12 protein-coding genes, 1 pseudogene and 1 other annotated feature are annotated in these 13,172 nt (G+C 56.8%); of the genes and pseudogenes, 6 read left to right on the top strand and 7 right to left on the bottom strand.

Annotation, left to right across the window (positions count from 1 at the left end):
* Positions 1-84 precede the first annotated feature (84 nt).
* The gene (locus JK621_RS12315; RefSeq protein WP_212560047.1) at positions 85-525 is read right to left on the bottom strand and encodes a YkgJ family cysteine cluster protein; all 441 of its coding nucleotides are present in this window, start codon (positions 523-525) and stop codon (positions 85-87) included.
* Between the two features lie 282 nt (positions 526-807).
* On the opposite strand from JK621_RS12315, the gene ompW reads away from it, so the two are divergent.
* Positions 808-1,452, top strand: coding sequence for an outer membrane protein OmpW (gene ompW / locus JK621_RS12310; RefSeq protein WP_212560046.1), 645 nt, complete (start codon positions 808-810; stop codon positions 1,450-1,452).
* 41 nt (positions 1,453-1,493) lie between these two features.
* Here the strand turns inward: ompW and JK621_RS12305 are convergent, their stop codons facing one another.
* The 6 genes and pseudogenes from JK621_RS12305 to JK621_RS12275 form a co-directional block, all read right to left on the bottom strand.
* The gene (locus tag JK621_RS12305; RefSeq protein ID WP_212560045.1) at positions 1,494-1,808 is read right to left on the bottom strand and encodes a BON domain-containing protein; all 315 of its coding nucleotides are present in this window, start codon (positions 1,806-1,808) and stop codon (positions 1,494-1,496) included.
* Positions 1,809-2,028: 220 nt separating this feature from the next.
* Positions 2,029-2,835, bottom strand: coding sequence for a tryptophan synthase subunit alpha (gene trpA, locus JK621_RS12300; protein ID WP_126483080.1), 807 nt, complete (start codon positions 2,833-2,835; stop codon positions 2,029-2,031).
* Positions 2,835-4,025 carry a tryptophan synthase subunit beta gene (gene trpB / locus JK621_RS12295; RefSeq protein WP_004945250.1) on the bottom strand — a complete coding sequence of 397 codons (1,191 nt, stop codon included), beginning with the start codon at positions 4,023-4,025 and terminating at the stop codon, positions 2,835-2,837. Before trpB ends, trpA begins: the two co-directional genes overlap by 1 nt.
* Positions 4,026-4,188: 163 nt before the next feature.
* Positions 4,189-5,550: a bifunctional indole-3-glycerol-phosphate synthase TrpC/phosphoribosylanthranilate isomerase TrpF gene (trpCF, locus tag JK621_RS12290; RefSeq protein ID WP_212560192.1), complete on the bottom strand. Its 1,362-nt coding sequence runs from the start codon at positions 5,548-5,550 to the stop codon at positions 4,189-4,191.
* A gap of 3 nt (positions 5,551-5,553) precedes the next feature.
* A pseudogene (gene trpD, locus JK621_RS25375) lies at positions 5,554-7,148 on the bottom strand (bifunctional anthranilate synthase glutamate amidotransferase component TrpG/anthranilate phosphoribosyltransferase TrpD).
* Positions 7,148-8,710 carry an anthranilate synthase component 1 gene (locus JK621_RS12275; RefSeq protein ID WP_212560042.1) on the bottom strand — a complete coding sequence of 521 codons (1,563 nt, stop codon included), beginning with the start codon at positions 8,708-8,710 and terminating at the stop codon, positions 7,148-7,150. Before JK621_RS12275 ends, trpD begins: the two are co-directional and overlap by 1 nt.
* A 25-nt stretch (positions 8,711-8,735) precedes the next feature.
* Positions 8,736-8,839, bottom strand: a sequence feature (Trp leader region).
* Between the two features lie 242 nt (positions 8,840-9,081).
* Here JK621_RS12275 and rnm point away from each other — a divergent pair.
* The 5 genes from rnm (at position 9,082) to rluB (ending at position 13,167) form a co-directional block, all read left to right on the top strand.
* Positions 9,082-9,969, top strand: coding sequence for an RNase RNM (rnm, locus tag JK621_RS12270; RefSeq protein ID WP_212560041.1), 888 nt, complete (start codon positions 9,082-9,084; stop codon positions 9,967-9,969).
* A 48-nt stretch (positions 9,970-10,017) separates the two neighbouring features.
* Positions 10,018-10,638 carry an L-threonylcarbamoyladenylate synthase gene (locus tag JK621_RS12265; protein WP_212560040.1) on the top strand — a complete coding sequence of 207 codons (621 nt, stop codon included), beginning with the start codon at positions 10,018-10,020 and terminating at the stop codon, positions 10,636-10,638.
* A gap of 115 nt (positions 10,639-10,753) precedes the next feature.
* Positions 10,754-11,113 (top strand): Rap1a/Tai family immunity protein, encoded by a 360-nt coding sequence (locus JK621_RS12260; protein ID WP_212560039.1) that lies wholly within the window; start codon positions 10,754-10,756, stop codon positions 11,111-11,113.
* Positions 11,114-11,264: 151 nt separating this feature from the next.
* Positions 11,265-12,062: an alpha/beta fold hydrolase gene (locus JK621_RS12255; protein ID WP_212560038.1), complete on the top strand. Its 798-nt coding sequence runs from the start codon at positions 11,265-11,267 to the stop codon at positions 12,060-12,062.
* A 208-nt stretch (positions 12,063-12,270) separates the two neighbouring features.
* Positions 12,271-13,167: a 23S rRNA pseudouridine(2605) synthase RluB gene (gene rluB, locus JK621_RS12250; RefSeq protein WP_006321138.1), complete on the top strand. Its 897-nt coding sequence runs from the start codon at positions 12,271-12,273 to the stop codon at positions 13,165-13,167.
* Positions 13,168-13,172 lie beyond the last annotated feature (5 nt).

Genomic DNA, 13,172 nt, shown 5'->3' with positions numbered 1-13,172 from the left:
CGTCGAGAAACAAAGATATATCCATCACTTTTCAAGTTGCGGCATTGTTGGCTGCAACTTGAAATTCATAGGTATATAGCAAAATCAGTGGGCGATTGTACCCTGTTCCGCGTCGCTGTGGCACCCCGGGAGTTGCACTGCGGCTATTTCTTCGGCAATCACCGTGATTGGCAGCGACAAGGGTAAGGGAACCGGCAGCGGTGGCAGACCATAACGCTCGCGAGCGCGATCGCAGGCTTCGTTGCGCAGGCCGTTTTCTCCGGACTGATCGAACTCGCGACAAGGGCTGGGGCGATTGAGGTAAATGGAGCAGGAGACGGCCTTGCCGATTTCACCCTCGAGAGCGGTACAACGCGGGGACTTGCCGTTGGTCCCCTGCATGCAGCGCAAAAAGGGAGTTAAGGGTTCGGTAAGAGATGCAGGGACTACACCGCCGCCATCTTCCGCTTCGGCCCAATAGAATGACACTCGAAAATAGCCGCAGCATGCACCGCAACTGACACAGGGATTAAGGATTTCGCTCATCTTGATCGCGCCGACTCCTGACGGCACCCACCAAAACCAACACGGATAATGAAATTACTCAGTGGCTGTTTTTTTAGCAACTGAAGTTTGAACATGCAGATGTTTTGCAACAAAATGCATTTTTTGATTCAGATCAATCCTCGATTTATTAGTCCCTTAGGTAACCTTGTTTTTGGTAGGAATTAAAAAATTTACACATAAGATGTGATCCCGATGGGATCATAAATACCCGTAAGTAGGTATATTCCCTTCCGAACAGTAACCATACAAATGGAATGGATAATGAAAAAGACAACTCTGGCGGTTTTGGTGGCCATGATGGCCCCTATGTTGGCAAGTGCGCATCAGGCGGGTGATTTTCTTTTCCGCGCGGGTGCGGCGACGGTACGGCCTAATGCAGGATCGGACGACGTACTGGGGCAGGGATCCTTCAATGTCGATAATAATACCCAGCTCGGTCTGACCTTCGGCTATATGGTGACGGACAATATTGGCGTGGAGCTGCTGGCGGCGACGCCGTTCCGCCATAAGGTGTCGTTGAACGGCGCTGCAGTGAACGGCAATATCGCCACGGTGCGCGATCTGCCGCCGAGTCTGATGGCGCAATATTACTTTGGCGACAAGCAGGACAAACTGCGCCCCTATCTGGGGCTTGGCGTGAACTACACCACTTTCTTCGATGAAAAGTTCAATGACAATGGCAAAGGGGCCGGGCTGAGTAATCTGAGTCTGAAAGACTCCTGGGGTGTCGCTGCGCAGGCGGGTCTGGATTACAACCTTGATGAACACTGGATGTTGAATATGTCGGTGTGGTGGATGAATATCGAGACCAAAACCCGCTTTGACGATGCCAACGGCAATCATCACAGCATTGATACGCGGTTGGATCCTTGGGTGTTTATGTTCGGGGCAGGTTATCGCTTCTGAGGATGACCGAGACAGGGAGGCGCAATGCCTCCCTGCGATCGTTATTTGAGTTGCATGACGTTCTCGACGGATTTCACACCCGCTACGCCGCGCGTTACCTGCACTGCTCGATTGGCGTCGGCGCCTGAGCTGACAAAACCGCTCAGTTGCACGCGACCTTTGAAGGTTTCGACGCTGATTTCTCTGGATTTGATGGTTTTATCCGCCAGCAGCGCTGACTTCACCTTGGTAGTGATTACCGTATCGTCGATATAACCGCCAGTCCCCTCGGATTTCGCTGTCGGCGCGCAGGCACTTACTGCGAATGCCACAACGGCTGCCATGCATAAGGCCGAAAGGGTTTTAAATAGCTTCATAAATTACTCTCCATGCAATGTTATTGTTGAAACTACATTCAGGTTATTACCTGAAAACGTTCAGTATTTCCGCAAAATGCAGAAATCTGCAACGGGCACCTTCAAGTGTGAGTCAATAAGCGGGTTTGTTCAAATTTTAGATGTAAAAAAATCGAACAACCCTGAGAGGAAACAAGATGTTATCGGCGGGCGCGCTCCATCACGCCCGCCGCAGGGAGGATCAGATGCGGGTCGCGGCTTTCATTTCGCTGACAAAGTTCGCCAGCCGAGTCAGCATTTCTGCCGGCTGCGCCTGATTTTGCTCGATAATTTTGACGATCGCCGAACCGGAGATCGCACCGGCGGCGCCGGCCTGCAGTGCATCACGTACCTGCGCAGGCTCGGAAATGCCGAATCCCTGCAGCGGCGGTGCGGCATGGTATTCGCGCAGTTTGTTCACCAGATGATGCAGGGGCAGTTGGGCACGGCTTTCGGTGCCGGTAACGCCGGCACGCGACAGCAGGTAGGTATAACCCCGACCGTGTGAAGAGATCTCGCGCAACAAATCGTCGTCTGCGTTTGGCGGGCAGATAAAGATAGGGGCGATGCCGTGGCGCGTGGCGGCGGCACGGAAGGGCGCAGACTCTTCAAATGGCACGTCGGCAATCAGCACCGAATCCACGCCGACTTCGGCGCAACGCTGGTAAAACGCATCGATGCCTTTATGAAACACCAGGTTGGCGTACATCAGCAGGCCGATAGGAATGGTCGGGTGCTTTTGACGAATGGCGGCCAGCATTTCAAAACACTGGGTCGGCGTCACGCCGGAGGCGAAAGCACGCAGCGCAGCGCTCTGGATAGTCGGGCCGTCGGCCAGCGGATCGGAGAACGGAATGCCCAGCTCCAGCGCATCGGCGCCGGCTTCAACCAGAGTATCGATAATCTGCAGCGACAGCGCCGGGTTTGGGTCGCCCAGGGTGACAAACGGGACGAAGGCGCCTTCCTTGTTGCTTTCCAGACGTTTGAACAGTTGCTGATAACGTTCCATCAGATTTCTCCCCGAGCTTTCAGTATGTCGTGAACGGTAAATATGTCTTTGTCGCCGCGGCCGGACAGGTTAACCACCAGAATCTGTTCTTTCTGCGGCGTTTCACGGATCATTTTCAGCGCGTGCGCCAGGGCGTGGGAGGATTCCAGCGCCGGGATAATGCCTTCGCTGCGCGACAAGGCCTTGAAGGCATCCAGCGCTTCGTCGTCGGTAATTGACACATACTCGGCACGGCCAATGCTGTTCAGATAGGCGTGCTGTGGCCCGACGGACGGGAAGTCCAGCCCGGCGGAAATGGAGTAGGATTCCTCGATCTGGCCTTCTGAGGTCTGCATCATCGGCGCTTTCATACCGAAATAGATACCGACGTGGCCATGCTTCAGCGGCGCGCCGTGTTGGCCGGTTTCGATACCGAGACCGGCGGGTTCCACGCCGATCAGGCCAACGCTGACGTCATCGATAAAGTCGGCAAACATGCCGATAGCATTGGAACCGCCACCGACGCAGGCCAGAACGGCGTCCGGCAGGCGACCTTCGCGCTCCAGCATCTGCGCTTTGGTTTCTTCGCCGATCATGCGCTGGAACTCACGCACGATGGTCGGATACGGGTGCGGGCCGGCTGCGGTGCCCAGCATATAGTGGGCGGTTTCATAGCTGCCGGACCAGTCGCGCAGCGCTTCGTTGCAGGCATCTTTCAGCGTGGAGGAACCGCTGTGCACCGGGATCACTTCCGCACCCATCAGGCGCATGCGGAACACGTTCGGCGACTGGCGTTCAATATCTTTGGCGCCCATGTAGATACGACATTTCAGACCGAGCAGCGCACAGGCCAGAGCGGAGGCTACGCCATGCTGACCGGCACCGGTTTCGGCGATGATTTCGGTTTTGCCCATGCGCTTGGCCAGCAATGCTTGCCCCAGCACCTGGTTGGTTTTGTGCGCGCCGCCGTGCAGCAAATCTTCACGCTTCAGATACAGCTTGGTTTTGGTGCCGGCGGTGAGGTTTTTGCACAGCGTCAGCGCCGTCGGGCGGCCGGCGTAGTTTTTCAGCAGATCGATAAACTCGGCCTGGAATTCAGGGTCGCGCTGTGCGCTGACGAAGGCCTCTTCCAGTTGTTTTAATGCCGGCATCAGAATCTGCGGCACATATTGGCCACCAAATTCGCCGAAGTAGGGGTTAAGCAGCGTCATTATAGTTCCCGTTATTATCCGTTAAATTGTCTACCCTTCATCTTTCAAACCGCAGGTGCGTTGGTTGCGTTCTTTCACCCCCAGTCATTTACCTGAGTAAGCTCCCGGGGATTCGCTCTCTTACCGCCTTCCTGTGCCTTGAAATCTATTGGGTATATTTGATTCAGTAGGCGCGCAGGGTCTTGAACACCGCCGCCAGGCGGGCAGGGTCTTTAATCCCGGGCTGGCTCTCAACGCCGGAGTTAAAGTCCAGCCCGGCGCAGCCGAGTTTGGCCGCGTCAACGCAGTTGTCTGCGCTCAGACCGCCCGCCAGCATCACGTTACCCAGGTTTTGGCCGTGCAATACCGACCAGTCGAAACGCTGGCCGGTGCCGCCTGCGCCGTTATCCAGCAGATAGCGGTCGACGTGTTGCAGGTCACGCGCCGGCAAGCTGTCTTTCACGCTCAGCGCTTTCCAAATCTGGCAGGCGGCAGGCAGTTTGGCGCGCAGGGCGTCGATATAGATTTGATCTTCCGTACCGTGCAACTGCACCGCTTGAAGATCAAGGCGTTCGACGGTTTGCACCAGGGTTTCCACTTGCGCATCGCAGAACACGCCGACGTATTTCAACGGCGCACCGGCAATCACTTCGCGGGCGCGGTTGATGTCGACATAGCGCGGCGAACGCCCGACAAAAATCAGCCCGCCGTAGACGGCGCCGGCCTGATAGGCGGCTGCGGCATCCTGCGGACGGGTCAGCCCGCAGACTTTATTGTCGCCCAGCGTTACCCGACGCACGGCGGCGCGCAGATCGGTTTCCGACATCAGCGCGCTGCCGATCAGGAAGCCGTTGGCGAAGTGGCTCAGTTCGCGGATTTGGCCGTAATTGTTGATGCCGGATTCGCTGATCACCGTTACACCGTGCGGCACGCGTGGCGCAAGTTGGCGAGTGCGATCCAGATCGATGCTCAAATCCCGCAGGTCACGGTTATTGATGCCGACCACACGCGCTTCCAACGCGATCGCCCGTTGCAGTTCTTCTTCGCTGATCACTTCGGTCAGCACGCCCATGTTCAGGCTGTGCGCCACGGCCGCCAACTGGCGGTATTGTTCGTCGTCCAGTACCGACAACATCAGCAGGATGGCATCGGCCTGATAGAACCGCGCCAGGTAGATCTGGTACGGATCGATAATAAAATCTTTGCACAGCACCGGCTGGGTCACCGTTTTGCTGACCAGCGGCAGGAAATCGAAACTGCCCTGAAAATACTTCTCATCGGTCAGCACCGAGATGGCCGACGCGAAATCCTTGTAGACCGAAGCGATTTCGACCGGATCAAAGTTTTCGCGGATCAAGCCTTTGGAAGGGGACGCTTTTTTGCATTCAAGAATAAACGCCGTTCTGGCCCCTTGCAGCGCATGATAAAAGCCGCGTTCGCTTGGGACGATTTCATTGCGAAAGCTGGCCAGTGGCTGTTGTTGCTGTCGTGCTGCGACCCATTGCGCTTTATCACGAACAATCTTGTTGAGCACGGTTTCCTGCATCATTTATCCTCTTGCTGCCAGTGCGGTGACGCGCTCGTAAGCTTGCCCGCTGTGAATCATGTCCAGTGCCTGCCGCGCATTTTGGCGCAGGTCTTCATGCCCGAATAACTTCAGTAACAGCGCCACGTTAGCCGCTACCGCTGCGGCGTGCGCCGGGTCGCCTTTACCTTGTAACAACCGTGCCAGAATGTCACGGTTTTCTTCCGGCGATCCGCCCTGCAGGGCCTCCAGCGGGTAGCGTTGCAGCCCAAAGGACTCCGGCGTCAGTTGGTAGCTTTCAATTTCACCGTTGTTCAGCTCCGCCACGTGGGTCGCGGTGTGGATCGCCACTTCGTCCATGCCGCCGCCGTGCACCACCGCTGCACGCTGATAACCCAGCACCCGCAGGGTTTGGGCTATCGGCAGCACCAGCTCCGGGCTGTAAACGCCGATCAGCGCCAGCGGTGGACGTGCCGGGTTGATCAACGGGCCGAGTACGTTAAATACCGTGCGGGTTTTCAACTGTTGGCGTACTGGCATCGCATGGCGGAAACCGGTGTGATACTGCGGTGCAAACAGAAAGCACACGCCCAGTTCATCCAGCGCCTGGCGGGACTCTGCCGCCGGCAGATCCAGGCGAATGCCGAACGCCGCCAACAGGTCCGAAGAACCGGAACGGCTGGAGACACTGCGGTTGCCGTGTTTCGCCACTTTGGCGCCGCATGCCGCCGCCACGAAAGCGCTGGCGGTAGAGATATTGATACTGTTGGTGCCGTCGCCGCCGGTACCGACAATATCGGCAAACGGATAGTCCGGGCGCGGGAACGGCAGGGCATCGGCCAGCAGGGCTTTGGCCGCACCGGCAATCTCTTCCGGGCGCTCACCGCGGATTTTCATGCTGATCAGTGCCGCTGCCAGTTGGCTAGGCTCCAGCTCACCGCGCACGATGGCGCTGAACAATTGCTGGCTTTCTTCTTGGCTCATCGACTCTGAGCGGTACAGTTTTTCAAGAATAGGTTGCATCGTCGTTTCCCTTATTATTTCGCCAGCGCCCAGGCCAGAGTTTGCTCAAGCAAACGCGCGCCGTGGGTGGTGAGGATCGATTCCGGATGGAACTGGAAACCACATACGCGATGCCGGTCATTACGTACTGCCATCACCATGTCGCCAAAGCGGGCGTTAACGGTGAGTTCGGCCGGGATATTGCTGCCGACCAACGAATGGTAACGGGCCACCGGCAGCGGGTTCACCATACCGGCAAACATGCCTTCGCCATCGTGGCTAATGGCCGAAGCTTTGCCGTGCAGGATCTCGCCCGCCTGGCCGACGTGGCCACCGTAAGCTTCCACGATCGCCTGGTGCCCCAGACAGATGCCGATAATCGGCATCTGGCCGCGCAGGCGTTGCAGCAGTTCCGGCATGCAGCCGGCTTCGGACGGCGTCCCCGGGCCGGGGGACAGCATCAGCACCGGTTGCGCCATCTGTTGCAGACGCTCGATAATCACGTCTGCGGAAATCTGGTTGCGATAAATCACTACCTGGTGGCCGCTGGCACGCAACTGATCGACCAGGTTATAGGTAAAGGAATCAACGTTATCGAGCAGTAAGATATCGGCCATCAGAACACCTCCTTGGCTTGGTGCGCGCTGGCAATGGCACGCAGCACGGCACGCGCCTTATTACGGGTTTCATCGGCTTCCGCCTGAGGAACAGAATCCAGCACCACGCCGGCGCCGGCTTGCACGGTGGCGATACCGTCTTCAACATACGCCGAGCGGATGACAATACAGGTATCCAGGTCGCCGGTGGCGGTGAAATAGCCCACTGCGCCGCCGTAGCTACCGCGACGGGAGCCTTCAGAAGCGGCGATCAGTTGCATGGCGCGAACCTTGGGCGCACCGCTCAGGGTCCCCATGTTCATGCAGGCCTGGTAGGCGTGCAACACGTCAAGGTCTGCACGCAAGGTGCCGATCACACGGGAAACCAGGTGCATCACGAAAGAGTAGCGATCCACTTTGGTCAGGTCCGCCACGTAGCGGCTGCCGGCCTGGCAGATGCGCGCCAGATCGTTGCGCGCCAGATCGACCAGCATCAGATGCTCGGCCAGCTCTTTGTGATCGGTGCGCATTTCCAACTCGATGCGGCTGTCGAGATCCAGATCCAGCGAGCCATCGGCGCGGCGGCCACGCGGGCGGGTACCGGCGATAGGGTAAATTTCGATCTGACGGTTGCTTGCGTCGTATTTCAACGCGCTTTCCGGAGAGGCGCCGAACAGCGTGAATTCGTCGTCCTGCATAAAGAACATGTAAGGGCTTGGGTTGCTGTCTTTCAACGTTTGATAGGCCGCCAGCGGGGCCGGGCATGGCAGCGAGAAGCGGCGTGATGGCACCACCTGGAAAATCTCGCCCTGGCGAATGGCCTGCTGCAGCTCGCTGACCACGGCGCTGTATTCCTCATCGGTCTGGTTGCAGCTCAACTGCATGTTTTCCAGTTTCTGATGCGGAATGGGTTGCGGGGTCTGCTTCAACTGGGCCTGCAACTGCTCAAGACGCTGCTGCAGACGCTGTTCCTCCGCCGTGTCGGCGGTAAACACGCTGGCCTGCAGACGGGCGACGCCGCGCTGGTGGTCCAGCACCAGCAGGGTTTCCGCCAGATAGAAGCAGAAGTCCGGGCAACGTTGATCCTGGCGCAGTGCCGGCAGGTCTTCAAAACCGGCGACCAGGTCATAGGCAAACAGACCGCCGAGCATGACGGCTTCACGTTCGTCCGCCGGGGCGTCAACCAGTGTCAACAGCGTGCGCAACGCGTCAAATACTGACAGCGAGCGCAGGCGGGCATCTTCATCCTGCACCGCGTCAATGGCCGGGAAGGTCAGTTCGCGGCCGTTTGGGCGTACCTGAATCTGCACTTCTGCCGGCAGCGTTTCATCGAGCAGCGGCAGCATCGCCGCGCCGTTGGCGGTCAGCGCCTGCAGCGTGACGCTGCGGCCCAGTGCAGTGATGCGCAGGGCGCTGTCGATCACCAGCAGGCTTTGGAGGTTTTGCTTGCTGTTTATCTCGGCAGATTCCAGCAGCAGGGTGGCCGGGCGCGCGCCGCACAACTGGTGGAAAATGGTCGTCGGATCGCCCCGGTAGCTGGTTTCCGCCTTTAGCAGTGTGAGTTGTGGTTTGATGTTCATCATGGGTGGTTCCAGTTAGATTTTGTCCATAAAAAAGCCCGCATTACCAGCGGGCTTAGGGAATCTGCAGTGTCAGATGACAGGTATGCGTGATTACACCGCCCGCGAAAGGGAAGTACGCCACCAACGAAGAAGAGAAGTTTGCTTATTCATATCTTTGCTCTCTCGATTATCATCCAACCAGGGAATGCCCCTGAACTTGTGTACTAGTTAACTGGTTCATGAGAATAAAGTCAACCCTCTTTTTACACAATGTTTTAGCGGCAAGCATGAGTTATTTTCATCAGGGGGGACGTGCGCAATCCAGAATAGATTTCCGTCCGGCCGCCGATCGCGGGTATGATAGAAGGCCAAGCCATTGCCGGATATTTCTTTTGACAGACAGCAACCCCCAGCCTTCCGCGTTTACCCTTTACGACCTCCACAGCCATACCACCGCCTCCGACGGCTATCTGACGCCGGCGCAGCTGGTGCAACGGGCGGTTGAAATGCGGGTTGGCGTATTGGCCATCACCGACCACGACACCACCGATGGGCTGGCCGCCGCCGCCGCCACGATTGCCGAGTTGTCGCTGCCGTTGCAACTGGTGAACGGGGTAGAAATCTCCACGCTGTGGGAAAACCACGAGATTCATATCGTCGGCCTGGGGATTGATATCGCCCACGCGGCGATGGTGCAACTGTTGGCCGAACAAACCGAACGTCGCAACCTGCGGGCGCAGGAAATTGGCGTTCGGCTGGCAAAGGCGCGTATCGATGGCGCCTTCGAAGGCGCACAAAAACTGGCTGACGGCGGAGCGGTGACCCGTGGGCATTTTGCACGTTATCTGGTGCAGATCGGCATTGCCGACAACATGGCGCAGGTGTTCAAGAAATATCTGGCCAAAGGCAAAACCGGTTATGTTCCGCCACAGTGGTGTACAATAGAACAAGCCATTGATGCGATTCATCAATCTGGCGGGCAGGCGGTGATCGCGCATCCGGGCCGTTACGATCTGACGGCTAAATGGCTGAAGCGACTGTTTGCGCATTTTGCCGAACATGGCGGCGACGCGATGGAAGTGGCCCAGTGCCAGCAAGCACCGCATGAGCGTTCGCAACTGGCGAAATACGCGCAAGAGTATCAATTACTGGCGTCGCAGGGGTCGGATTTTCATCAGCCCTGCTCGTGGATCGAACTGGGCCGTAAACTGTGGTTACCCGGTGGCGTTGAGCCGGTGTGGCGTGACTGGCCGCAACCGCAGCAGGCAGCAGTATATTGATTTAACGCAGGCGGATGCGCCTGCGTGCATCGTTTTTAGGAGCAAGTCATGAGTCAGCTTTTTTATATTCATCCAGATAATCCTCAACCGCGTCTGATCAACCAGGCGGTGGACGTGCTGCGCAAAGGCGGGGTGATTGTTTACCCCACCGATTCCGGTTACGCGCTGGGCTGCAAGCTGGAAGAAAAATCGGCTATGGAACGCATCTGCCGTATTCGCCAGTTGGACGGTAACCACAACTTTACGCTGATGTGCCGCGATTTGTCCGAACTCTCGACTTACGCCCATGTCGACAATACCGCATTCCGTTTGATCAAAAACAACACGCCCGGCAACTACACCTTCATCCTGAAAGCGACCAAAGAAGTGCCACGCCGGCTGATGAATGACAAACGCAAAACCATAGGTCTGCGCGTGCCTTCGAACCCGATTGCGTTGGCGCTGTTGGAAGTGCTGAACGAGCCGATGATGTCGACCACGCTGATGTTACCGGGTAACGATTTCGCCGAATCCGATCCGGAAGAGATCGGCGAACATCTGGGCAAACAGGTAGATCTGGTGATCCACGGCGGTTTCCTGGGCCAGCAGCCGACCACGGTGATTGATCTGACCGAGTCGGCGCCGGAAGTGGTGCGTGAAGGTGCGGGCGACACAACGCCATTCCGTTGATCTTATCGCTGCTGCGGTTGCTCATTTTTCTGAAAAGTGGCTGAAACGACGTCATTTGTCGTGAAAGCCGCTATTCTACAGTGTCGAAAACTGAAAATAGGCAGGATGCGTAGCGATGATTATACGGGGTTCTCTTTTAGCGGTCTTATTGTTTTCTTCTGCGGCCAATGCCGGTTTTTATTCCGGCAACGCTTTGCTGTCTGAAACCGGCGGCTATGTGAAAAATAAAAATGGGGCGGCTACCGTTGCCGAAGCCCTCGATGGCGGAATGTTTATGGGCTATGTGGCCGGCGTCTTTGACACCTATTCGATGCAGGGCAATCGTAATATTTGCCCGGATGCCGGCATGAGCGTAGGCATGGCTGCCGATGCGGTAATGCATTATTTAAATGAACATCCGGAGCAGCTGCATTATTCTGCCCCCTCAGTGATCATGCTGGCGTTAACCGCCGCTTATCCTTGTGAAAGGCACTAAATCTGTTCGTTTGGTGCGTATATTTTCATTTGGTGCGTTCCCCGTTTTTTAGCCCGTTCTTCAATAGATTAAATCGTCAAACGCTGTCAGTTTACTTCCTGCGCACAAGCCCTCTTAACCGCTTTGAGGGCATGACGCTTCAGGAGGCAAAATGACAGCGTTTCACTTTGGTACCCACTCCCTCGATTATCATGATTCCGGTTTCGGCCCGTTGACGCTGGTCTTGCTGCCCGGCTGGTGTGAGCCAAAAACGGTATTTGAACCCTTCAGCGCGCTGGCGAGTGAGCGATACCGGGTGATTAGCCTCGACTGGCGTGGGCACGGCCTGTCTTCCTGTGATGACGCGCTTTCGCTTGGTGCCGAAGATTTGCTGGCGGACATCCCTCATCTGTTGGCTGCTCTGCAGGTGGAAAGTTTTGTGACGCTTTCGGTGGCACATGCCAGTTGGATTGCCGTCGCTTTGGCAGAGCGGATGCCGCAGCAGATCAAAGGCCTGGTATTTCTCGATTGGATCATGACGCCACCCACGCCGGCATTTTTCCAGTCGGTGCAGCAAATGCAACGGCCAGAGCAATGGCTGGCGGCTCGCGATGCACTGTTTGCCTTCTGGCAAGGTGGGGTTGACCATCAGCCGGTGAAGCAGCATCTGACCGTTGAAATGGCCCGTGAGGACTTCCGTCTCTGGCAGGCCGCCGGCGTGGCGATAGAACACGCTTATCGGCAATATCAATCGCCGCTTGACCGGTTGAGCGAACTTGGTTCGCCGCTGCCGTGCCGGCATATTTACTCGCTGGATCGCGATGAAAATTACCTGAAGCAACAGCAGGCTTTTGCTGCCGAGTATCCGTTCTTCTCGGTCTTGCGGCTGGAACATGCCCGAACGCACCTGGGGATACTCGAACGGCCTGATGAAGTGTATCGGGAGGTGGTTAACTTTCTTGGCGATTAACCTGTTGCCTTGTTTAACCTGATGCGGGTCTGAGCCCGCGGTTAATAGATTTCGATAATCGACCGGGTAATAAAGAGGGTTCCAACCCTATTGAAAGCCTGTATAATACGCGGTTCGATCCAAGTAAACGTATTGTTACCGCTGTGGTGCGTGTCGCCGCAGTGGTCATCCCCCCGACGCCTGTGAAGGCGACACTAGAGGTTGCTCAATGAGCGAAAAGTTACAAAAAGTTTTAGCGCGCGCCGGCCATGGTTCGCGTCGTGAAATCGAAACCATAATTGAAGCCGGCCGCGTCAGCGTTGACGGTAAAATTGCCAAACTGGGCGACCGCGTTGAAGTGACTGCGGCGATGAAAATTCGCCTGGATGGTCATGTGCTTTCAATTAAAGAATCCGAAGAAACGGTTTGCCGCGTGCTGGCTTATTACAAGCCGGAAGGTGAACTCTGTACTCGTAGCGATCCTGAAGGCCGCCCGACGGTGTTTGATCGCCTTCCTAAACTGCGTGGTTCTCGCTGGGTAGCGGTAGGGCGTCTGGACGTCAATACCTCAGGCCTGCTGTTGTTCACCACCGACGGTGAGCTGGCAAACCGTCTGATGCACCCGAGCCGTGAAGTCGAGCGCGAATACGCGGTACGCGTATTTGGCCAGATTGACGATGAAAAAGTGAAGCAACTGAGCAAGGGCGTTCAGTTGGAAGACGGCCCGGCCGCTTTCCGCACCATCACTTTCCAGGGCGGCGAAGGCATTAACCAGTGGTACAACGTAACGCTGACCGAAGGGCGTAACCGCGAGGTGCGTCGTCTTTGGGAAGCGGTTGGCGTTCAGGTCAGCCGTCTGATCCGCGTGCGTTATGGCGATATCGATCTGCCTAAAGGCCTGCCGCGCGGCGGTTGGACCGAGCTGGAACTGCCGGCGATTAACTACCTGCGCGAATTGGTTGAGCTGAAGCCTGAAACCGTCAGCAAGATGCCGGTGGAGCGTGAGCGTCGTCGCGTGAAAGCGAATCAAATCCGTCGTGCCGTTAAGCGCCACACCCAGGTGGCCGGCAGCGGTCGCCGCAGTGCAGCGGGCAGCAAGCCTGGCAAGCCAAGCAAGCGCAGCTAATCATT

The organism is Serratia plymuthica (assembly GCF_018336935.1).
GTDB classification, from domain to species: domain Bacteria; phylum Pseudomonadota; class Gammaproteobacteria; order Enterobacterales; family Enterobacteriaceae; genus Serratia; species Serratia plymuthica_B.
This window is presented reverse-complemented; position numbering and strand designations above follow the sequence as displayed.